Origin of the sequence: Streptomyces sp. (genome assembly GCF_019510245.1) — a bacterium.
In the GTDB taxonomy this organism is placed as follows: Bacteria; Actinomycetota; Actinomycetes; order Streptomycetales; family Streptomycetaceae; genus Streptomyces.
Genome location: NZ_JAEKKT010000140.1, coordinates 19,792 through 41,047 on the forward strand (window position 1 = coordinate 19,792; position 21,256 = coordinate 41,047).

The window sequence follows — 21,256 nt, forward strand, 5'->3', positions numbered from 1 at the left end:
TTTAGCGGTCGGTGGGCTGGTGGGTCAGCGTGGCGCCTGGGGCGGGGGATGTCGCCGTGCGGACCGTGCGGCAGGTGCCGGAGGTGCGTAGGGCGTCGGCGATCTTCGTGGCCGTCTCCGGGTCGCGTGCGAGGAAGGCCGTCGTGGGGCCCGAGCCGGAGACGAGGGCGGCGAGCGCGCCGGCCGCGCGTCCCGTGGCGAGGGTGTCCGCGAGTTCCGGGAAGAGGGAGAGCGCGGCGGGCTGGAGGTCGTTGGAGACGGCGGCGGCGAGCGCGTCGGCGTCGCCCTTGGCGAGGGCGTCGAGGAGGTCGCGGGAGGCGACCGGCTCGGGGATCTCGTGCCCCTCGGCCAACCGGTCGAACTCGCGGAAGACGGCCGGCGTCGACAGCCCCCGCCCGGCCATCGCGAACACCCAGTGGAACGTGCCGCCGGTCTCCAGTACGGTCAGCTGCTCGCCCCGTCCGATGCCGAGGGCGGCGCCGCCGACCAGGCTGAACGGCACGTCGCTGCCCAGTTCGGCGCAGATGGCGAGGAGTTCTGCGCGGGAGGCGCCCGCGTGCCAGAGCTCGTTGCACGCGAGCAGCGCGCCCGCCCCGTCCGCGCTCCCCCCGGCCATGCCGCCGGCGACCGGGATGTCCTTGGCGATGTGGATGTGCACGGCGGGTTCGATGCCCCGGCGCTCGGCGAGCGCGAGCGCGGCGCGTGCCGCGAGGTTCGTGCGGTCGAGGGGGACCTCGGCGGCGTCCGGGCCCTCGCAGGTGACGGTCAGCTCGTCCGCAGGCGTCACCGTGACCTCGTCGTAGAGGCCGACGGCGAGGAAGACGTTGGCCAGGTCGTGGAAGCCGTCGGGGCGCGCGGCGCCCACCGCGAGCTGGACGTTGACCTTGGCGGGGACGCGTACCGTGACGCTCACTTACCGGACTCCTTGTGCTCGGCGATCCTCGCGAACTCTTCCACGGTCAGCGCCTCGCCGCGGGCCTGCGGGGAGACCCCGGCGGCGACCAGCGCCGCCTCCGCGGCCGCCGCGGACCCGGCCCACCCGGCGAGCGCCGCCCGCAGGGTCTTGCGGCGCTGCGCGAACGCCGCGTCGACGACCGCGAAGACCTCGCGCTTCGAGGCGGTCGTCTTGAGCGGCTCCGCGCGCCGGACGAGGGAGACGAGCCCGCTGTCGACGTTGGGCGCGGGCCAGAAGACGTTGCGCCCGATGGCACCGGCGCGCTTCACCTCGGCGTACCAGTTGGCCTTGACGGAGGGCACGCCGTACACCTTGTTGCCGGGTCCGGCGGCGAGCCGGTCGGCGACCTCGGACTGCACCATGACCAGCGTCCGCTCGATGCTCGGGAAGGTGTCGAGCATGTGGAGGAGGACGGGGACGGCGACGTTGTAGGGGAGGTTCGCGACGAGGGCGGTCGGCGGCGGGCCGGGCAGCTCGGTGACGTGCATGGCGTCGGAGTGGACCAGCGCGAACCGGTCCGCGCGCGCCGGCATGCGCGCCGTGATCGTCGCGGGCAGGGCGCCGGCCAGCACGTCGTCGATCTCGACGGCGGTGACCCGGTCGGCGACCTCCAGGAGCGCGAGCGTGAGGGACCCGAGCCCCGGGCCGACCTCCACGACGACGTCGTCCGGGCGGACCTCGGCGGTGCGGACGATACGCCGGACCGTGTTGGCGTCGATCACGAAGTTCTGGCCGCGCTGCTTGGTGGGGCGGACACCGAGCGCTGCCGCCAGTTCACGGATGTCGGCGGGGCCGAGGAGGGCGTCGGGGATGGGGCTGCTCACGGGACAAGGGTACGGGCCGCCGGGGACGCCTCCGGCCGGTCGCCCGTGCCGCCGCTTCCCCGGTCACTTGTGCAGGCGCGCCCCGCAGTGCGGCCAGGGCGTGGAGCCGCGGCTCACGTAGAGCTTCTTCGCGCGGAACGTCTGCTCCTCCGCCGAGGCGTCCTGCGGGCGGCCGTTGCCGCCGAGGCTGTGCCAGGTGTGGGTGTCGAACTGGTACAGCCCGCCGTACGTCCCGGAGGGGTCCACGGCGTGTGCGCGGCCGCCGGACTCGCAGACGGCGAGGCCGTGCCAGTTCAGGCCGTCGGCGCCGGTCACGGAGTCGGGGTGCGGCTTGGTCCCGACCTTGACCAGCTGGGTGCGCGGCCGGCGGACCACCTCGGCCGTCTCGCGGCGCGGCTTCTGCCGGACGCCGTTGACGGACCGCAGGTAGTAGGTCACACGGCGCAGCCCCGGCCGCCCGGCCTGCTCCACCACCTCGGTGCCCTTGAACAGCGTCGGGTCCGCCGTCCGCCGTACCTGGAACGGGATGGTCTCCTCGCGCACCTCCTTGCTGCCCGTGACGCGCAGCACGGTCACCGTCTGCCCGTCGCGCGGGAAGCCGGACTGGGAGACGGAGGTGGTGTCCTGGCCGTGCAGGGTGATCCCGGCCTCCTCGACGGCCTCGCCGACGGTCGCGGCGTTGGTGCGGATGGTCCGGGTCCGGCCGTCGGCCAGGATGGTGACCGTGCGCTCGGTGCGTACGTCGAGCGCGAGCCCGGCGCGTCCGATGTTCTGGGAGCGCGAGGCAGACAGGTACGCGCCCTCGGCACGCACCCCGAGTTGTCTGAGCGCCCCGTCCACCGTGCGCGCCGTCGTCCACACCTCGCGCCGCTCGCCGTCCAGCGTGAGCCGTACGGGACGGCCGTAGCGCACCGCGACCTCGTCGCCGCTGGCCAGGGCCGTACCGGGGGCGGGCGCGACCACGTCGTGCGCCCCGAGCGGTACGCCCTCCTCGGCCAGCAGGCCGGTCACGTCGTCCGCGAAGGTGTGCAGGGTGCGCGGCCGTCCGTCGACGGTCAGCTCGACCGCCTTGTCCTTGGCGAGGAACGCGGTGGTGCCGCCCGCGAGGAACGCGACGACCAGGGCCTGCGGCAGCAGCCGGCGCACGGCGGACTCGGGGCGCCGGGAGTTCCGCGCCTTACGCCGGCGTGCGGCGCGACGTCCCGCGCCGGCACGCACACCCGCCTCCCGCGCCTCCTCCGCCGCCCCGCGCTCGTCCTGCCGCGGCAGCACCTGCTCACCGACGTACGACCGCGCTGCCTGCGCCGCCTGCGCCGCGGCCTCGTACGCCGGCTGGTACGTGTCCTCCCCGTACGCCGTGCCGTAGGCAAGCGTCTCGGCGTCGTGCGCGCCATACCTCTCCTGCGCGCCGTGCACTCCGGGCGCACCGTAGGGCTCGTACGCCCCAGACGTCTCGTACTGCGATGTGCTCACGCCGACACGCTCCAGAGGGCCAGAGGGGTCCGGATCGGGCCCCCAGAACCTAGCGGAGCGTTCGTCACTCTCCAAAGCGGCACGACTACCCAGGGTCGCGACCAGACCGAAGGCGCACCCCCTCGAACGTTATGCGCCAGTTATGATCGATACACCCTCAGTAATCGAAGGCGCGGGCCGTGTTCGCGCCCAGGGCCGCCGCCAGCGCGTCCTCGTCGATGCCGCGCACGGCGGCCATCGCGCGCACCGTGACCGGAATGAGATACGGGGCGTTGGGCCGTCCGCGGTACGGCGCCGGGGTCAGGAAGGGCGCGTCGGTCTCCACGAGCAGCAGTTCCAGGGGGGCCACCGCCACCGCGTCGCGCAGGTTCTGGGCGTTCTTGAAGGTGACGTTGCCGGCGAAGGACATGAAGTACCCCTCACGGGCGCACTCCTCGGCCATCGCGGCGTCCCCGGAGTAGCAGTGGAACACCGTCCGCTCGGGGGCGCCCTCCTCCTTGAGGACACGCAGCACGTCGGCGTGGGCGTCGCGGTCGTGGATGACGAGGGCCTTGCCGTGCCGCTTGGCGATCTCGATGTGGGCGCGGAAGGAGCGCTCCTGGGCCGCCTTGCCCTCGGGCCCGGTGCGGAAGTAGTCGAGCCCGGTCTCGCCGACACCCTTCACCTGGGGCAGCCCGGCCAGCCGGTCGATCTCCGCGAGCGCCTCGTCGAGCGCCGCGTCCCCGCCGGCCACCCGCGCCCCCTGCCGGGACCAGCCTCCCCCAGCCCCAGGGGGCTGGGAGGTGCCCCCAGGGTCCCCGTGCACGATCCGCGGGGCCTCGTTGGGATGCAGCGCCACGGTCGCATGGACGTTCGCGTGCACGGCGGCGGTGTCGGCCGCCCACCGCGAGCCCTTGATGTCACAGCCGACCTGGACGACGGTCGTGACGCCGACCGACGCGGCCTTCGCGAGGCCCTCCTCGACCGTGCCGGACTGCATGTCGAGATGCGTGTGGGAGTCGGCGACGGGCACCCGGAGGGGTTCCGGGAGCGGCGGCGCCGCGTTCTTGTCCGCCGTGCGGGAGGCCGTACCAGGGGCGTTCGAAGGCATGCCCCGATCCTACGAAAGGGGCATGCCCGCCGGTTCCCCGCCCGGGTCGCCCGCCTTGCGCCGGACCCGGGTCAGCTCGCCTTGCGCTGGAAGGGATGCAGGAGATCCGACAGGTGCCAGTGGTGCGGCTGACCGACGTCCGCGGAGGTCTCCGTCGCCTCGGCCGGCCCGCTCTCCGCACCGGCCTGTCCGGCAGGGCGGTCCTGTGCCGACGGCCGATGCGACCGCTGCGCGGCGTTCCGCACCGACGAGACCTGTCCCGCGCGCATGATCCGCAGGACCTGGCCGTCGCAGTTCTGGCACGAGGGCCTGCTCAGCGGGGACGGGACGACCCGGCCGTTCGCCACGTACCTGACGAACTCGTGGTTGTCGGCGTCGGTGTGGTGCTGTATCTCGTACGACTGCTCCCAGCCGTGCCCGCAGCGCATGCAGGCGAAGGAATACGACTCGTGGACGACGGCTGTGGCCGCACCTCGGAGGCCGGTCTGCCCTGCGATCTCACTCATGCCAGCTCCTCTTGTCCGCTTGGACAAGCACGCACCCCCGGCGCGGGGATTCCCCCCGGAATCCCATGGGGGTGAGGGACGGGTGCGTCCCTGCTGACCAGTGGACGCCTTCACCGGCGCGAATGCGACAGGCCTGCCGAGTGTTGGAGGCGATTTGGATCCGGCTTGCCAAACGGGCCTCGCCACAGGGGGCTGGGCTTTGCGTTTCCCGCCCCCGCTTTACCGTCCCGTGGGGCGCGTGCTCAGAGGAGAAGCGCCCCGCTCAGAGGACACATCACCGCAGGTCAGGGGCGCACGCTCAGCCGAGAAGCGACCTGCTCAGAGATCAAGGAGCGCCCCCACACAACGCCGGTCCCGAGGCGCCCCGTCAGGGGCGCGGGGAACTGCGCGACCAGCCGTCCACGGCCCGCGGTCCGCTGCACAGGAGCAACCACAATGGCGCTCCCGGAAAACTCGGCGCCTACTCAGCGGAGCGTTTCGCGGCGACCACGGCGTCGAACACGATCCGCTTGGGAATCCCGGCCTCCACCGCCACCGCCGCGATCGCCTCCTTGCGGCGCTCCCCCGCCTCCTCCCGCACCCGCACGCGCCGCACCAGCTCCTCCGCGTCGAGCTCCTCCGGCCCCCGCTCGGGCGCGCCCTCGACGACGACGGTGATCTCGCCGCGCACCCCCTCGGCGGCCCACACCGCCAGCTCCGCAAGCGGACCGCGCCGCACCTCCTCGTACGTCTTGGTCAGCTCACGGCAGACGGCGGCCCGCCGCTCGGCGCCGAAGACCTCGGCCATCGCGGCGAGGGTGTCGTCGAGGCGGTGCGGGGCCTCGAAGTAGACGAGGGTGCGGCGCTCCTCGGCGGCCTCCTGGAGGCGCGAGCGGCGCTCGCCGGCCTTGCGCGGCAGGAACCCCTCGAAGCAGAACCGGTCGACGGGCAGCCCGGACAGCGCGAGCGCGGTGAGCACGGCGGACGGCCCCGGCACGGCGGTGACCCGGACCTCCTTCTCCACGGCGGCGGCGACCAGCCGGTAGCCGGGGTCGGAGACGGACGGCATCCCGGCGTCGGTCACGAGCAGCACGCGCGCGCCGCCGACCAGTTCCTCGACCAGCTCCGGGGTGCGGGCCGCCTCGTTGCCCTCGAAGTACGACACCACGCGCCCCTTGGGCGTCACGCCCAACGCCTGGGTGAGCCACCGCAGCCGCCGCGTGTCCTCGGCCGCGATCACGTCGGCGCCGGTCAGCTCCGCGGCGAGCCGGGGCGGCGCGTCCGCGACGTCGCCGATGGGGGTGCCTGCGAGGACAAGGGTTCCAGTCACGCCTCCATCCTCGCAGCCGCCACCGACAGCGCCGTCCCCGGCGGCCGCCCGCGGCGGTGAACGCAAAGGAACCCACCGTGAAGCCCCATTGCACGGGACTCACACAGAACGGTTCCCTACGATGGCGCGGTGACCAGTACCGCGTCCTCCACGGACACCCGGCAGGGCCAGGCAGCGCTCGACGAGCGGCCGACGTGGCAGCAGCGGCTGCGCCGGTTCGGTTACCCGGCGAGCCCGGCGCACTCGGCGCCCGCCCCCGGGGGCAGAGGCGCCGCCGGGTCCGGCGCGCACGCCGACGTCGTCGACCGCCTGGTGCCGCCGTACGCGCAGCCCGGCTCCCGGCTGTGGCTCGCCCTGGGGGTGCCCCCGGTGCTCGCCGAGCGGATCACGCGCTGGTCGGGCTGGGGCGGTCCGCTGCTGGTGACGCTGATGGCGGGCCTGCTGCGGTTCTGGAACCTGGGCAGTCCCAAGGCGGTGATATTCGACGAGACGTACTACGCGAAGGACGCGTGGGCGCTCGTCCACCGCGGTTTCGAGGTCAACTGGGACAAGAACGCCAACGACCTGATCCTGCAGAAGGCCGGTCACGTCGGCATCCCGGTGGACGCGGCGTACGTCGTGCACCCGCCGGTCGGCAAGTACGTCATCGGGCTCGGTGAGCTGATCTTCGGCTTCAACCCGTTCGGCTGGCGGTTCATGACGGCGCTGCTCGGCACGCTGAGCGTGCTGCTGCTGTGCCGGATCGGGCGCCGGATGTTCCGGTCCACCTTCCTGGGCTGCCTGGCGGGCGGGCTGATGGCGGTGGACGGGCTGCACTTCGTGATGAGCCGCACCTCGCTGCTCGACGGGGTGCTGATGTTCTTCGTGCTGGCCGCGTTCGGCTGCCTGGTCATCGACCGGGACAGGTCGCGGGCGAAGCTTGCGGCCGCCCTGCCGCCGGACGCGGACGGCCGGGTCCGGCCGGACGCGCGCGTGGCCGACGGCTTCCGCTTCGGGTGGCGGCCCTGGCGCTGGGCCGCGGGCGTGCTGCTGGGCCTCGCGATCGGCACCAAGTGGAACGGCCTCTACATCCTGGCCGCGTTCTGCCTGATGGCGCTGTTGTGGGACGTCGGCGCCCGCAGGGTGGCCGGTGCCCGGCACCCGTACAAGGCGGTCCTGGCGCACGACACGGGGATCACGTTCCTCGCGACGGTCCCGGTGGCGATCGCCGTCTACCTGACGTCCTGGATCGGCTGGATCCTCTCCCCCACCGACGGCACCGGCGGCTACTTCCGCACCTGGGCGGCCACCGACGGCAAGGGCGGCAACTGGACGTTCCTGCCGGACTGGCTGCGCAGCCTGTGGCACTACGAGCACGAGGTGTACCTGTTCCACGTCGGCCTGTCGTCGCCCCACACGTACATGTCGAACCCGTGGTCCTGGCTGGTGCTGGGCCGCCCGGTGTCGTACTACTACGAGTCGCCCTCCCCGGGCGTGGACGGCTGCCCGTCGGACGCCGGCCAGAAGTGCGCCCGTGAGGTGCTGGCGATCGGCACCCCGCTGCTGTGGTGGGCGGCCTGCTTCGCGATCGCCTACGTCCTGTGGCGGTGGGCGTTCCGGCGCGACTGGCGGGCGGGCGCCGTCGCGTGCGGCATCGCGGCCGGTTACCTGCCCTGGTTCATGTACCAGGAGCGCACGATCTTCCTCTTCTACGCCGTCGTCTTCGTGCCGTTCCTGTGCCTCGCGGTGGCGATGATGATCGGCGCGATCATCGGCCCACCGGGCTCCAGCGACACCCGCCGACTGGTCGGCGCATCGAGCGCGGGCGTCCTGGTGCTCCTGATCGCCTGGAACTTCATCTACTTCTGGCCGCTGTACACGGGCACGGCGATCCCCATAGATTCCTGGCGTTCACGGATGTGGCTCGATACGTGGGTGTGAGCCACATCCCTGATCCCCGTTCGGCCAACAATCGGTCAACCCCTGCCACAGGGGCCCCACAACGACCTACAGTGCGAGTCACGACCAGCTTTTGAACGCGTTCACAAAATGCGCAAAAGCTCACGGGGAGGGACTTTCGGACCATGCGCAAGGGGGTCAAGGGCGCCCTGATCGGCGGCGTCTGCGCAGCCGTGCTGGGCGGGGGCGGGTACGGCGCCTACAACGTCCTGTCGGCATTGCACGGTGACAGCACACCGGCCGTGCGGACCGGGCCGCCGACGAAGGACGAGATCGAGGACACCGCGCAGAAGTTCTTCGCGGCCTGGGAGAAGGGCCAGTCGGCGACCGCGGCGTCGTACACGAACGACTCCGCCGACGCCGAACCGGTGCTCACCTCCTTCAGCGACGTGGCGCACATCGAGGACGTGCACATCACGCCCGGCAAGGCGACCGGCGCCACCGTCCCGTACAGCGTGAAGGCGACCGTGTCCTACGGCGGGACGTCCAAGCCGCTCGCCTACAGGAGCCGCCTGACGATCGTGCGCGGCGAGACCACGCACCGCGCGCTGGTCGACTGGGCCCCGTCGGTGGTCCACCCGGAGCTGAAGCGCGGCGACACCCTGTCCACCGGCGAGGCGGCCAGCCCGCCCATCGAGGCCGTGGACCGCAACGGCACGGTCCTCACGAAGGACAAGTACCCGTCGCTGGGCCCGATCCTGGACGAGCTGCGCAGCCGGTACGGCGACAAGGCGGGCGGCACGCCCGGCGTGGAGCTGGTCATCCAGCACGCGTCCCAGGAGTCCGCCGACACCACGCTGCTGACCCTCAAGGAGGGCCGGGCGGGCAAGCTGCGGACGACGCTCGACGCGCGCGTGCAGGCCGCCGCCGAGACCGCGGTGACGAAGTACGCCGAGTCCTCGGTGGTGGCCGTCAAGCCCAGCACCGGCGAGGTGCTGGCGGTCGCCAACCACCGCGAGGACGGCTTCAACGCGGCCTTCCTCGGCGAGCTGGCGCCCGGCTCCACCATGAAGATCATCAGCGCGGCCACCCTCATCGACACCGGCCTGACGACGGCTAACGGCCCGGCGCCCTGCCCGCCGACCGCGACCTGGCAGAGCCAGACCTTCAGCAACCTCAAGGGACTCCAGCCGGACGAGAAGGCCACCCTCTCGGACAGCTTCGCGCGCTCCTGCAACACGGCGTTCGTGAAGTACGCGGACTCGGTCCAGGTCGACTCGCTGACCAAGGAGGCCGAGGACCGGTTCGGGCTCGGGAAGAACGACTGGAAGGTGGGCGTCCCGAGCTTCGACGGCCGGGTCCCCGCCTCCGGCGGCCCGGACACCGCGGCCAACCTGATCGGCCAGGGCCAGGTGCAGATGTCCCCGCTGAACATGGCGTCGGTGGCGGCGACCGCGATGACCGGGACCTTCCGGCAGCCGGTGCTCGTCGCGCAGAAGCTGGACGGCCGTGAACTGGCCACCGCGAAGGGTCTGTCGCCCGCCACGGTCGGCCAGCTGCGCGCGATGATGAACCGCACCGCGACCAGCGGCACCGCGGCCGGGGTGATGCGCGGGCTGAGCGGCAGCATCGGCGCCAAGACGGGCTCGGCGGAGGTAGACGGCCAGTCCAAGTCGAACAGCTGGTTCGCCGGCTACCGCAACGACGTCGCGGCCGCGGCCATGACCCAGGACGGCGGCCACGGCATCGACGCGGCCGGTCCGATTGTCGCAAGCGTGCTACGGATCGGAGGCTGACGTCACCCCCACAGGCCGGGACTCTAGGCTGGTGCCGTCGTTGGGGAGCGTGAGGGCTACGGGGCGACGGGGACCCTGGGGAATGCGCGGAGGAACGGACCAGTGGGCAAGAGAAGGCGCGTCGCCGAGCGACGGAAGCACAGACCCGCCGTCATCGGCGGGGTGATCGCCGTCGTCGTCGGCGGCGTGGGCTTCGGCCTGTACGCGCTCTACGACGGCGGGGCCGCCGACGCGTCGACGGCGAAGACGGCCGACCACAAGCCCGTCAAGACCGGCCCGCTGTCCGCCGCCGAGGTGCAGACGACGGCGCGCACCTTCCTGTCGTCCTGGCAGCAGGGCAAGGTCACGCAGGCCGCCGCCGTCACGGACGACAGCAAGGCCTGCATCAAGCTCCTCACCGGCTACACCAAGGACGCCCACGTCACGGGCGTCACCCTCACCGAGGGCACCCGCACCGGCGGCAAGGTCCCGTTCTCCGTCAAGGCGACCGTGTCGTACAAGGGCGTCAGCAAGCCCCTGTCGTACGACTCCGCCTTCACCGTGATCCGCCGGACCAGCGACGGCAAGCCGGTGGTGAACTGGCACGCCGCGGTCGTCCACCCGGACCTCGCGGACGGCGACACCCTGGTCACCGGCGCGTCCGGCACCCCGCCGATCAAGGCCCTGGACCGCGACGGCGGGGAGATCACCACCGCCAAGTACCCGTCACTGGGCTCGGTCCTCGACGGGCTGCGGGAGAAGTTCGGCAAGAAGGCCGGCGGCAAGGCGGGCGTCGAACTGCGCGTGGTGCGCGGCGCGGCGTCGGAGAAGGCGAAGCTGTCCGACAAGACGCTCCTGGAGCTCAGCAAGGGCACCCCGGGCACCGTGAAGACGACGCTCAGCCCGACGCTGCAGGCGGCCGCCGAGAAGCAGGTCATGACGCAGAAGAACGCCTCGGTCGTGATGATGCGCCCGTCGACCGGCGAGGTCCTCGCCGTCGCCAACTCCAGTCACGGCTTCAACGTGGCCTTCCAGGGCTCGCTCGCGCCCGGCTCCACGATGAAGATCGTCACGTCGACCATGCTGTTCGAGAAGGGGCTGATCACCCCGGACGCCTCGCACCCCTGCCCGAAGACGTACAAGCTCGCCGGCTGGACGTTCCACAACGACGACGACTCCGAGATCAAGAAGGGCACGTTCAAGCTGAGCTTCGGCGCCTCCTGCAACAACGCCTTCATCGATTTCGCGCCCAAGCTCTCCAACAGCGACCTGACCACCGAGGCGCAGCAGGTCTACGGCCTCGGCATGAACAACTGGGCCATCGGCGTCCCGACCTTCGACGGCTCGGTCCCGGTGCAGAGCGGCGCGCAGATGGGAGCCTCGCTGATCGGGCAGGGCGGGGTACGCATGAACCCGCTGAACATGGCGTCGGTGTCGGCCACGGTGGACACCGGCTCCTTCCACCAGCCGTACCTGGTCGCCCCGAGCGTCGACAACCGGACGATCGCGAAGGCCTCGCGCACCATGTCGTCGAAGACGCAGTCGCAGCTCAAGGAGGTCATGCAGTACACGGCGGCGTACGGTACGGCGGCCAAGGCGATGTCGGGCCTGAGTTCGAGCTGCGGCGCCAAGACCGGCTCGGCCGAGGTCGACGGGCAGAAGAAGCCGAACGGCTGGTTCACCGCGTACTGCGGGGACTTCGCCGCGGCGGGCGTGGTCCAGGCGGGCGGGCACGGCGGCGACACGGCCGGACCGATCGTGGCGGCACTGCTGAAGCTCGGCGCCTCGCTGTAGCGGGGAGGGCGTCAGCCGGCCACGGGGGTCGCCATGTACGTCCGCCTCAGGAACCGCAGCAGCGCCTTCGACTCGAACTGCACCACCGAGGTGCCGTGGTCGGAGTGGAACTCCACCACGGCCTGGACCCGCCCGAGCGGCCACACGCGTACGTCGCCGCTCTCCGCGGGCGCCCTGAGGCCTTGTTCCAGCAGCGAGCGCGAGAACGTCCACTCGTCCGTGCCGGGCAGGCCGACCTGTACCGACCGCGGATCGGCGTCGGGGTCGTAGCGCAGGACGACGGGGACCGCGGGCGGCTCGTCCCGCGCGTCCTCGTCCGTGACGATGTGGGCTCGCGCATACTGCTCGACTACAGACATCGGACTGCCCTCTACGCTCCGTGACCTGTGCGAAAGTTGTGCATCCGCTTTCTCATCCAATGTCGCACATTTTCCGTATTGTGCTTGACGAGGCCGCCGCATCCCTGCTCACGATTCCGGATGCGACGGCCTTCTCGCTTCCTTCTCGCTCTTGCAAAAGGTTCGCAATACAGTCCTAAAATCGAACCGTGCATGTACCTGACGGATTCATCGACGCCCCCACGTCCGCGGTCACGGCGGTGGTCGCGGCCGGCGCCCTCGCGGTCGGCCTGCGCGGCGCCCGCCGTGAACTCGAAGAGCGCACCGCGCCGCTGGCCGGCCTGGTGGCGGCGTTCATCTTCGCCGTACAGATGCTCAACTTCCCCGTCGCGGCCGGAACAAGCGGCCATCTGCTGGGCGGGGCGCTCGCCGCGATACTCGTCGGCCCCTACACCGGCGTCCTGTGCGTGTCCGTGGTCCTCCTCATGCAGGGCATCCTGTTCGCGGACGGCGGGCTGACCGCGCTCGGCCTCAACATCACCGACATGGCGATCGTGACCACCGTGGTCGCCTACGCCGTCTTCCGCGGCCTGCTGAAGGTCCTGCCCCGCTCCCGGCGCTCGGTGACCGGCGCCGCCTTCGTCGCCGCCCTGCTCTCCGTGCCCGCCGCCGCCGCCGCCTTCACGCTCCTGTACTCGGTCGGCGGCACCACCGACGTCGCCATCGGCAAGGTGGCCGGCGCGATGATCGGCGTGCACGTCCTCATCGGCGTCGGCGAGGCCGCGATCACCGCACTGACGGTCGGCGCGGTCCTCGCCGTACGCCCCGACCTGGTGTACGGGGCGCGCGGCCTGCGGCAAGGGCTGAAGCTGCGGGTGAACGGCGTCCTGGTGGACGCGCCGGAGCCGACCGCGCCCGTCGCGGCGCGCACCTCCCGCCGCGCGCTGTGGATCAGCGGCCTGGCGACCTCCCTGGTGCTCGCCGGGTTCGTCAGCCACTACGCCTCCGCCAGCCCCGACGGCCTGGAGAAGGTCGCCCACGACCACGGCTTCGACACGAAGACGAAGGAGCACGCCTCGGCCGGCTCCCCGCTCGCCGACTACGGCGTCGAGGACGTCTCCGACGCCCGGCTCTCCGGGGGCCTCGCGGGCGTCATCGGGGTCGGCACCACCGTGGTCGCGGGCAGCGCGGTGTTCTGGGCGGTGCGCAGGCGCCGTACCGGCGCACTTCCGGAGGTGCGCTGACGTGGGTGTCGGGCACACGCACCGGCTCTACCTGCACGCGCACTCGCGCGTGCACGCGCTCCCGCCGCACACCAAGCTCGCCGCCGTCCTCGCCTTCGTGGTCGTCGTGGTCTCGACCCCGCGCACGGCGATGTGGGCGTTCGCGCTGTACGCAGTGCTGCTCGCGGTCGTCGCGCACCACGCGCGCGTGCCCGCCGGCTTCCTGCTGAAGCGGCTGCTGATCGAGGTGCCGTTCGTCGCCTTCGCCGTGCTGCTGCCGTTCGTCGCGGAGGGCGAGCGGGTGGCCGTGCTGGGCCTCCCGCTCAGCGTGAACGGCCTGTGGGGCGCCTGGAACGTCCTGGTGAAAGGGACGCTGGGCGTCGCCGCCTCCGTCCTCCTGGCGGCCACCACGGAGCTGCGCGAGCTGCTCCTCGGCCTGGAGCGGCTGAAGCTGCCGCCGCTGCTCGTCCAGATCGCCTCCTTCATGATCCGCTACGGCGACGTCATCACCGACGAGATGCGCCGGATGCGGATCGCCCGCCGATCGCGCGGCTTCGAGGCGCGGGGTGTGCGCCACTGGGGCGTGCTCGCGAAGTCCGCGGGTGCGCTGTTCATCCGCTCCTACGAACGCGGGGAGCGCGTCCACCTGGCCATGGTGAGCCGGGGCTACTCCGGTTCGATGCCGGTCATCGACGAGGTGACCGCGTCCCGGGCCGAGTGGTCGTACGCCCTCGCGCTGCCGCTGTCCGCCCTCGTCGTCCGCCTGTCGGGGTGGGCCCTGTGACCGCTGCTTCCGCCTCCGCTCCCGCCTCCCTGGAGGTCTCCGGCCTCGCCTACGCCTACCCCGACGGGCACCAGGCACTGTTCGGCGTGGACTTCTGCGTCGCGCGCGGCGAACGGGTCGCGCTGCTCGGGCCGAACGGCGCCGGCAAGACCACCCTCGTGCTGCACCTCAACGGCATCCTGAGCGGCGGCACGGGCACGGTGACGGTGGCCGGACTGCCCGTCGGCAGGCGGCACATGGCGGAGATCAGGCGTCGGGTCGGCATCGTCTTCCAGGACCCGGACGACCAGCTGTTCATGCCGACGGTCCGCGAGGACGTGGCGTTCGGGCCGGCGGCGGCCGGGCTGAAGGGCGCGGAGCTGGAGGCACGCGTGCGTACCGCCCTGGAGCAGGTCGGGATGGCCGGCTTCGCCGAACGCCCGCCGCACCACCTGTCCTTCGGGCAGCGCCGCCGGGTGGCGGTGGCGACCGTCCTCGCCATGGAACCGGAGATCCTCGTCCTGGACGAACCCTCCTCCAACCTCGACCCGGCCTCCCGGCGCGAACTCGCCGACATCCTGCGCTCCCTGGACGTGACGGTCCTGATGGTCACCCACGACCTGCCGTACGCCCTGGAGCTGTGCCCGCGCTCCCTGGTGCTCAGCGACGGCACGATCGCCGCCGACGGGCCCACCGCGGAACTCCTGGCCGACGACGCCCTGATGCGCGCCCACCGGCTGGAACTGCCCTTCGGGTTCGTCCCGCGTCCGTGACAATGGGCGCGTGACGCATCAAGAGGACGCCGGGACCCCCGTGGGGCCGCCGCGGCTGGACGACCAGCTGTGCTTCGCGCTGTACGCCGCGCAGCGCGCCGTGACCGCCGCCTACCGCCCGCTCCTCGACGAACTCGGGCTCACCTACCCGCAGTACCTCGTGCTGCTCGTCCTGTGGGAGCGGGGCGAGACCACGGTGAAGGAACTGGCGGAGGCGCTCCGGCTCGACTACGGCACGGTGTCGCCGCTGCTGAAGCGGCTGGAGGGGGCGGGGCTGGTGCGCAGGGAGCGCTCGGAGCGGGACGAGCGCTCGGTGCTCGTGGCGTGCACCGGACGCGCGGAGGAACTGCGGGAGCGCGCGGCCCGCATCCCCGGCGCCCTGCTCACGACGACGGGGCTCGGCGGGACCGAGGTGGCCCGGCTGCGCGAGGAGCTGCGGGACCTCGCGCAGCGGGCGGGCCGGGCGGCCCTGCGGCCGTTATAGACGACAGCTGTTACCCACGGTTTCCACCCCCTGGTAGCCACAGGGGTTCCTACCGGTCGGTACCTTGTGCACGATGTGCTTGCACACTTCTGTGTTGCCCACCACCGTTTCCGCCCTGGGGGAGGTCCCGCCGTGATCGAAGGCGCCACCGTCGACTCTCGTCCGACGAAGATCATGTATGTCGCCGAGGCGACCGCGCACGGCGGCCGGAACGGGTATGTGAGCAGTCAGGACGGCCAGATCGACCTCAAGGTCGCGATGCCGCCGGAGCTGGGCGGGGACGGCAACGGCACCAACCCGGAGCAGCTGTTCGCGGCCGGCTACAGCGCCTGCTTCCACAACGCGCTGATCCTCGTCGGCAACCGCGCGGGGTACGACCTGACCGGCTCCACGGTCGCCGCGAAGGTGGGCATCGGCCCCAACAAGCAGCGCGGCTACGGCCTCGCGGTCGCGCTCAGCGTCTCGCTCCCGGTGCTGGACGCGGACATCGCGGCGAAGCTGGTGGACGCCGCCCACGAGGTGTGCCCGTACTCGAACGCCACCCGCGGGAACATCGAGGTGACGATCGTGCTCGGCTGACCGCGCCCGGCCGGCCCCGGGCACGTGCCGCAGACCACGTCGTACCGAGGAATCCGGAGCTCCGCGGCCATGTTTCCCTCACTGTCACCGACGAGTGGGCGGAGGGATCCGGACGTGGACGTGCACGGCACCGTGGCGGCGGGCTTCGAGCCGGTCAGGGACGCGTTCGCGAGCAACTTCGAGCTGCTCGGGGACCGGGGCGCGGCGGTGGCCGTGTACCGGGACGGACACCGCATCGTGGACCTGTGGGGTGGTACCCGGGACTTCGACGGGGACGCCGGGGACGCGCCGTGGGAGCGCGGCACCGCCCAGATCGTGCGCTCGGCGACCAAGGGCGTCGCCGCCGCCGTCCTGCTGCTCCTGCACCAGCGCGGGGAGCTGGACCTGGACGCGCCGGTCGGTGCCCACTGGCCGGAGTACAAGGCGGCCGGCAAGGAGCGGACGCTGGTACGGCAGCTGCTCGCGCACTCCGCGGGCGTACCGGTGCTGGACCGGCCGCTCACACCCGCGGAGGCCGCCGATCCCGACCTCGGCGCGGCCGCCGTGGCGGCACAGGCGCCGGTGTGGGAGCCGGGCACCGACCACGGCTACCACGCGCAGACGTACAGCTGGCTGACGGGCGAGCTGGTACGGCGGGTGACCGGGCGGACCGTCGGCGAGTGGATCGCGGACGAGATCGCCGGACCGCTCGGCGCCGGGCTGTGGCTCGGGCTGCCGGAGGCGGAGCAGGGGCGCGTCGGGCGTGTCGGGCCCGCGCCGGCGCCGGAGACCGCGGGCGCGCTGAGGACCCGCCCCAAGCGGGCCGTCTCCGAGGCGTACGCCGACCCCGATTCGCTGACCCGCCGGGCGTTCGGCGCGATCAGCCCGCTCCCGGACGAGAACGACCCCGCCTACCGCGCGGCCGCCCTGCCCGCCTCCAACGGCATCGCCACCGCCGACGGCCTGGCCCGCTTCTACGCCTCCCTGATCGGCGACGTCGACGGCGGCAGGCGGCTGTTCACGCCGGGGACCGTGGAGCTGGCCCGCGCCGAGCAGTCCGCCGGTCCCGACCGGGTGCTGGTCGTCGCCACCCGCTTCGGGCTCGGCTACATGCTGCACGGCAGCGCGTCCCCGCTGCTCTCCCCCGGCTCCTTCGGGCACCCGGGCCGCGGCGGCGCGCTCGCCTTCGCGGACCCCGAGTCGGGCATCGCCTTCGGCTATGTCACCAACGGCTTCCGCAAGAGCGTGACGGCGGACCCGCGGGCGCAGGCGCTGGTGCGCGCGGTGCGCACGGCGCTGTCGTAACCACCGCACGCACCCGCGCTCCCGCGTCCGCCGCTCACACGTTGATCGGGTGCGAGTGCCGTCCCGACAGTGCGTCGATCTCGCCGTGCGCCTTGGACAGCAGCTGCATGGCCAGTTCGTTCAGGGCGCGGGCGCCGGCGATCTCCTCGCCGACTCTGGGCTGGTTGCTGTCGGACTCGTGCCGGCTCGCGTGGCCGTGCGCCCGTACCTCGGTACCGTCGGGCAGGCGCACCAGGGCCACCGCGCGCGTGTGCGTGTCGTCCTCCAGGAACTCCATCTCGACATGCCATCCCACAGCGGTTTTCATCATGTTCATCATGGGACCACCTCCGGAATCGCTGCTTCCAGGGTGCTCCCTCGGGGCCCGGCCCGTCACGTCGGCCCTGCCCCGCGGTCCGCTGCCTACGACCCGGGCTGCCCGTCCTCGAAGCTGGCGAAGTACGCGGCGGCCATGTCCTCGTCGGCGTGGCCCAGGGCGGCGGCGCGGGCGAAGCGTTCGGCGGCGGCCTCGGCGACGTCCAGGCGCACCCCGTGGCTCGCGCCGGCGTCGACGATCAGCCGGGCGTCCTTGCCGGCCGTGTCCACCGCGAACGACGGCGGGGTCAGCCCGCCGCCGAGGATCAGCCCGGCCTTGGCCCGCAGGTAGCCCATGTCGAGCGGGCCGCCCTCGATGATGTCGAAGAAGTCCTGCGGGTCGACGCCGAGCCCCTGGGCCAGCGCGACCACCTCGCCGGTCGCCGCCGTGGCCGCGAGGACCCAGCTGTTGGCGACCAGCTTGAGCCGGGTCGCGGCGGCCGTCGACCCGTCGTCGCCGGTCCACACCGTGCGGGCACCGATCGCGTCGAAGACGGGAGTGGCCTTCTCCCGGCCCTGCTCCGGCCCCGCGGCCAGGACGGTGAGCTGCCCGGCCTCGGCGGGCTGGCGGGTGCCGAGGACCGGGGCGTCGTAGAAGACCAGGCCGTGCTCGGCGGCGAACGCGGCCAGCGCGGGGATCTGGTCGAGGCCCGCGGTGGTCGACTGGACCCAGACGGCTCCGGGACGCAGCGACCCGGCCGCCTCGCGCAGGGTCTCCAGGGCGGTGGCGCCGTCGTACAGCATGGTCAGGACCACGTCGGCGCCCTCGACGGCCTCGGCCGGTGTGCCGGTGACCTGGGCGCCGTCGGCCGCGAGGGGCTCGGCCTTGGCGCGGGTGCGGTTCCACGCGCGGACGGTGTGCCCGGCCTTCAGGAGGTTGCGGGCCATCGCGGCGCCCATGATGCCGGTGCCCAGCATGCCCACGGTCGGCTTGTCGGTCATGACGTCTCCCTGTCCTCGTACGTTCCGCAGCCAGCTTGACGCACCACGGGCCGGCCGGCGCGCGGCGTCCAGGTATCCCGGCAGCGCGCCGGAAAACGCCGGGGACCCCGGCCTTCGCGGCCGGGGTCCCGGTGCGGGAACGGTCGGGCTCAGCCGTCGTTCTCCGCGGACGGGAGGTAGGCGCCGGGGACGTCGTTCGGCGAGTAGATCTTCTTGTCGCCGGGGTAGGGCTTGGTCCAGTTGTGGGTCTGGTACCAGGTGTAACGGTTCATCTGGGTGGGGTTCGCGTAGTCCGGCACCGCGTTCTTGCCCGTCAGCCGCTGGTGCGAGGCCCACGTCTTCCACTGCGCCGCGACCTTGGCCTCGGCCGCCGGCACGGAGACCGAGGTCGGGGCGGCCGCCGCATGGGCGTCCTGGGCCGCCGGGGTGTCCGAGCCGCAGGACGGCTGCGGGCTCACGCCGAGGGTCAGCGAGGTCCGGTTCGGGACCGCGGTGAACGGCGTGTCGTCCGCCTTGCCGGTGAACGCCCCGTACATCGGGGTGGCCGCGCTGTCGAGCTGGTTCATCGGGTGCACGCCGAGGATCTGCTCGATGGTGCGGACCATGGTGATCTGCGAGTAGTAGTGGTCGTCGACCGTGCCGTGCTGGGCGTACGGGCTGATGACCTGGACCGGGGCGCGGTGGCCGTCGACGTGGTCGAGGCCGGCCTGGGAGTCGTCCTCGACGACGAAGATCGCCGAGTCCTTCCAGTACTTGCTGTGGGTGATCTCGTCGACCATGCGGCCGACCGCGAGGTCGTTGTCGGCGACCTCGGCGGCGGCGTTGGCGGGGCCGCCGGTGTGGTCGTTGGAGAACCAGAACATGTTCAGGTTCGCCGGGCCGTTCTTCTCGAAGTCCTGCTTCCAGATCTGCTCTTTGTAGATGTCGGGCACGTTGAGGTCGAACAGCGGGAAGCCCTGCACCGACACGTCGTTGAGCGAGGGGATCGCCGAGCCCGTCTTGATCGGGTAGGCGGTCTGGGCCCCGGTCGCGGCCATGTTCTTGCTGTCGCAGTACAGGTTCTGCCAGGTCGCACCGGCCGGCTTGCTCTCGTACGACTGGAACTCGCCGAAGTCCTTCACGGACTTGCCGGCCGCCTGCGCTCCGGTCCAGATGAACCCGGTCTTCTGGTGGCCGAGGACGTCGTCCTCGGTGTCGTAGCTGCGGGTGTACTCGCCGGCCGACGACTCGGTGTACTCCGGGTTGTCCGACTGCATCAGCCAGTTGTGGCCCTCGGCGGAGTTGGTGCCGATGTCGTAGAAGTTGTCGTACAGCCCGAACTGCTGGGCCAGCGCGTGCTGGTTCGGCGTGACGTTCTCGCCGAACTGGGTGAGCGAGGAGTTTCCGTTGCCCTGCGGGAGGTCGCCGAAGACCTGGTCGTAGGTGCGGTTCTCCTTGACGAGCAGGAAGACGTGCTTGATCGTCGACGGGTCGCCGAGCCGCCTCGGGACCGGGACGGCCTTCTTGTGGCTGTTGCTCTTCGCGGTCCTGACCGAGTTGGACGTCCAGCCGTTCTGCTTGAACACCTTGTTCGTCTCGGCCCTGACGACCTGGTCGCTCGGCATCGTGAACCGGGTGAGGCTCGACGTGGTGTCGTGCGTGTTGTGCCCGGCCGCGTCGGGACGGAGCGCGTCGACGCCGCGGGTGTTGGCGACGACGATCTCCTTGCCGAGGGCGGTGATCCCCGACGGGTAGTAGTCGGTGGGGATCAGGCCGACGTAGCGGGCGGGCTGCTGCGCGGAGGTGTAGCGGTAGACGGCGACGGCGTTGGCACGGCCGAGGGTCACCAGGAGGCGGCCGTCGTCGGTGAGGGTGACCGCGTTCGGCTCGTAGCCGACGGACGCCTCCGGCCACGGCTGGGTGGCGATGGTCTGGACGACCTCGTCCTTGCGGCTGTCGATGACCGAGACGCTGTTGTCGGCGGTGTTGGTGACGAACACCGCGCCCTTGCTGGCGTACACGGCGGTGGGGTGCAGGCCGACGTCGATGCTGCCGACGGCGGCGGACGGGTCCGCGGTGTCGATGACGCTGACCGTGCCGGTGGTGCTGGCGCCGGTCTTCGGGTTCGCCACGACGTTGGTGCCGTAGGAGTTGATGGTGGTGTCGCCGGCCTTGGCCGGGCGCCCGCCCTCGTTGCTGACGTAGAGCTTGCCGCCGACCAGGGCGAGACCGCGCGGGGCGTTGCCGACCGCCCAGGTCTGCTTGACCGTGCCGGTCGCCGCGTCTATGGCGACCACCTTGTTCTGGCCGTTGACCGCGGAGTACACGATGGAGCCGTCGGCGGAGAACACGGCCGCACCCACCAGCGCCTGCTTGGAGCCGTCGGCCGCGATGGTGACGGCCGTCGGGTTGGCGAGGGTGCCGTCGGCGTTGACGGTGAACCTGGTGTAGCCGTTCGCCTGGCCCAGCCACAGCTGCTTGCCGTCGGGCGAGTAGGTCGGGCCTTCCTGGCCCACCGCGCCGCTGCTGATGCGCAGGTCGTCGGCGGCGTTGGTGCCGATCTTCTGCTTGACCTGACCGGTCGCCAGGTCCACGACGACCAGGGACGCGTCGCCGTCGGCGACGGAGGCGGCGAGGTGGGTGCCGTCCGGGCTGACGACCGACGACATGATCTTGCCGTCGTTGATGACGCTGCGGGTGCCGTAGGGGTTGATGTACTGGTCGGCGGAGACGACCTGGCCGTTGGCGGTGGTCTGGCCGACCTGCTGGGTGCCGAACTGGTAGGTCGAGGCGACCGCGGTGCCGGTGACACCGAGGGCGACGGCGATACCCGACGTCACCAGCAGGGTCCGGCGGCCGATGTGTCTGCCGAAGAGGTGGAACTGCTTCTTCTCGTTGATCCGGCGCTGGCGGGTTACCTGCACGGAACTGTT

The 21,256-nt window shown here is 72.0% G+C and carries 19 protein-coding genes; 9 read left to right on the plus strand and 10 right to left on the minus strand.

All coding sequences use genetic code 11. The annotated features are described in order from the left end of the window. Position 1: 1 nt before the first annotated feature. The 6 genes from JF597_RS22180 to rsmI form a co-directional block, all read right to left on the minus strand. Positions 2-913, minus strand: a complete 912-nt coding sequence (locus tag JF597_RS22180; protein WP_293997401.1) for a 4-(cytidine 5'-diphospho)-2-C-methyl-D-erythritol kinase — start codon at positions 911-913, stop codon at positions 2-4. Then, complete coding sequence (gene rsmA, locus JF597_RS22185; protein ID WP_293997403.1) at positions 910-1,779, minus strand: 16S rRNA (adenine(1518)-N(6)/adenine(1519)-N(6))-dimethyltransferase RsmA; 870 nt, start codon at positions 1,777-1,779, stop codon at positions 910-912. The genes JF597_RS22180 and rsmA overlap by 4 nt, the downstream gene beginning before the upstream one ends. A 63-nt stretch (positions 1,780-1,842) precedes the next feature. After that, positions 1,843-3,252 carry a resuscitation-promoting factor gene (locus tag JF597_RS22190; protein WP_293997405.1) on the minus strand — a complete coding sequence of 470 codons (1,410 nt, stop codon included), beginning with the start codon at positions 3,250-3,252 and terminating at the stop codon, positions 1,843-1,845. Positions 3,253-3,409: 157 nt separating this feature from the next. Next, on the minus strand, positions 3,410-4,342 hold the full coding sequence (locus JF597_RS22195; protein ID WP_293997407.1) for a TatD family hydrolase: 933 nt from the start codon (positions 4,340-4,342) through the stop codon (positions 3,410-3,412). Between the two features lie 71 nt (positions 4,343-4,413). Continuing rightward, positions 4,414-4,848 (minus strand): hypothetical protein, encoded by a 435-nt coding sequence (locus tag JF597_RS22200; protein ID WP_293997409.1) that lies wholly within the window; start codon positions 4,846-4,848, stop codon positions 4,414-4,416. Between the two features lie 460 nt (positions 4,849-5,308). Then, positions 5,309-6,157 (minus strand): 16S rRNA (cytidine(1402)-2'-O)-methyltransferase, encoded by an 849-nt coding sequence (gene rsmI / locus JF597_RS22205; RefSeq protein WP_293997412.1) that lies wholly within the window; start codon positions 6,155-6,157, stop codon positions 5,309-5,311. A 129-nt stretch (positions 6,158-6,286) separates the two neighbouring features. Here rsmI and JF597_RS22210 point away from each other — a divergent pair, with 129 nt between their 5' ends. The 3 genes from JF597_RS22210 to JF597_RS22220 all read left to right on the plus strand — a co-directional run bounded on the left by JF597_RS22210 (position 6,287) and on the right by JF597_RS22220 (position 11,604). Then, positions 6,287-8,077 carry a phospholipid carrier-dependent glycosyltransferase gene (locus JF597_RS22210; protein WP_293997414.1) on the plus strand — a complete coding sequence of 597 codons (1,791 nt, stop codon included), beginning with the start codon at positions 6,287-6,289 and terminating at the stop codon, positions 8,075-8,077. Positions 8,078-8,220: 143 nt separating this feature from the next. Further along, positions 8,221-9,831, plus strand: coding sequence for a penicillin-binding transpeptidase domain-containing protein (locus JF597_RS22215; protein ID WP_293997416.1), 1,611 nt, complete (start codon positions 8,221-8,223; stop codon positions 9,829-9,831). Positions 9,832-9,933: 102 nt separating this feature from the next. Continuing rightward, positions 9,934-11,604, plus strand: a complete 1,671-nt coding sequence (locus JF597_RS22220) for a penicillin-binding transpeptidase domain-containing protein (RefSeq protein WP_293997419.1) — start codon at positions 9,934-9,936, stop codon at positions 11,602-11,604. An 11-nt stretch (positions 11,605-11,615) separates the two neighbouring features. Here the strand turns inward: JF597_RS22220 and JF597_RS22225 are convergent, their stop codons facing one another. Then, on the minus strand, positions 11,616-11,963 hold the full coding sequence (locus tag JF597_RS22225; protein ID WP_293997421.1) for an SsgA family sporulation/cell division regulator: 348 nt from the start codon (positions 11,961-11,963) through the stop codon (positions 11,616-11,618). Positions 11,964-12,151: 188 nt separating this feature from the next. Between JF597_RS22225 and JF597_RS22230 the strand changes: the two genes are divergently transcribed. From JF597_RS22230 to JF597_RS22255, 6 genes are all read left to right on the plus strand, one after another. Next, positions 12,152-13,186 (plus strand): energy-coupling factor ABC transporter permease, encoded by a 1,035-nt coding sequence (locus JF597_RS22230; protein WP_293997423.1) that lies wholly within the window; start codon positions 12,152-12,154, stop codon positions 13,184-13,186. A gap of 1 nt (position 13,187) precedes the next feature. Continuing rightward, a complete protein-coding gene (gene cbiQ, locus JF597_RS22235) occupies positions 13,188-13,949 on the plus strand; it encodes a cobalt ECF transporter T component CbiQ (protein WP_293997426.1) in 762 nt (253 codons plus the stop codon). Continuing rightward, on the plus strand, positions 13,937-14,701 hold the full coding sequence (locus JF597_RS22240) for an ABC transporter ATP-binding protein (protein ID WP_293997428.1): 765 nt from the start codon (positions 13,937-13,939) through the stop codon (positions 14,699-14,701). The genes cbiQ and JF597_RS22240 overlap by 13 nt, the downstream gene beginning before the upstream one ends. Positions 14,702-14,711: 10 nt before the next feature. Beyond that, entirely contained in the window at positions 14,712-15,185 is a 474-nt protein-coding gene (locus JF597_RS22245) for a MarR family transcriptional regulator (protein ID WP_293997430.1), read from the plus strand. A 174-nt stretch (positions 15,186-15,359) separates the two neighbouring features. Beyond that, a complete protein-coding gene (locus JF597_RS22250) occupies positions 15,360-15,764 on the plus strand; it encodes an organic hydroperoxide resistance protein (RefSeq protein WP_293997707.1) in 405 nt (134 codons plus the stop codon). A 114-nt stretch (positions 15,765-15,878) separates the two neighbouring features. Continuing rightward, on the plus strand, positions 15,879-17,048 hold the full coding sequence (locus JF597_RS22255; RefSeq protein WP_293997433.1) for a serine hydrolase domain-containing protein: 1,170 nt from the start codon (positions 15,879-15,881) through the stop codon (positions 17,046-17,048). A gap of 34 nt (positions 17,049-17,082) precedes the next feature. Here JF597_RS22255 and JF597_RS22260 read toward each other — a convergent pair whose 3' ends face one another. The 3 genes from JF597_RS22260 to JF597_RS22270 form a co-directional block, all read right to left on the minus strand. After that, positions 17,083-17,358, minus strand: a complete 276-nt coding sequence (locus JF597_RS22260; protein WP_089102439.1) for a DUF1876 domain-containing protein — start codon at positions 17,356-17,358, stop codon at positions 17,083-17,085. Between the two features lie 92 nt (positions 17,359-17,450). Next, positions 17,451-18,344 carry an NAD(P)-dependent oxidoreductase gene (locus JF597_RS22265; protein WP_293997435.1) on the minus strand — a complete coding sequence of 298 codons (894 nt, stop codon included), beginning with the start codon at positions 18,342-18,344 and terminating at the stop codon, positions 17,451-17,453. A gap of 149 nt (positions 18,345-18,493) precedes the next feature. Next, on the minus strand, positions 18,494-21,247 hold the full coding sequence (locus tag JF597_RS22270; protein WP_293997436.1) for a bifunctional YncE family protein/alkaline phosphatase family protein: 2,754 nt from the start codon (positions 21,245-21,247) through the stop codon (positions 18,494-18,496). Positions 21,248-21,256: the final 9 nt, after the last annotated feature.

Excerpts from the sequence above, each read along its gene's own strand:
- JF597_RS22195 (WP_293997407.1), bottom strand. The coding sequence starts at position 4,342 with ATGCCTTCGAACGCCCCTGGTACGGCCTCCCGCACGGCGGACAAGAAC.
- JF597_RS22200 (WP_293997409.1), bottom strand. The coding sequence starts at position 4,848 with ATGAGTGAGATCGCAGGGCAGACCGGCCTCCGAGGTGCGGCCACAGCC.
- JF597_RS22215 (WP_293997416.1), top strand. The coding sequence starts at position 8,221 with ATGCGCAAGGGGGTCAAGGGCGCCCTGATCGGCGGCGTCTGCGCAGCC.
- JF597_RS22225 (WP_293997421.1), bottom strand. The coding sequence starts at position 11,963 with ATGTCTGTAGTCGAGCAGTATGCGCGAGCCCACATCGTCACGGACGAG.
- JF597_RS22250 (WP_293997707.1), top strand. The coding sequence starts at position 15,360 with ATGTATGTCGCCGAGGCGACCGCGCACGGCGGCCGGAACGGGTATGTG.
- JF597_RS22260 (WP_089102439.1), bottom strand. The coding sequence starts at position 17,358 with ATGATGAAAACCGCTGTGGGATGGCATGTCGAGATGGAGTTCCTGGAG.
- JF597_RS22265 (WP_293997435.1), bottom strand. The coding sequence starts at position 18,344 with ATGACCGACAAGCCGACCGTGGGCATGCTGGGCACCGGCATCATGGGC.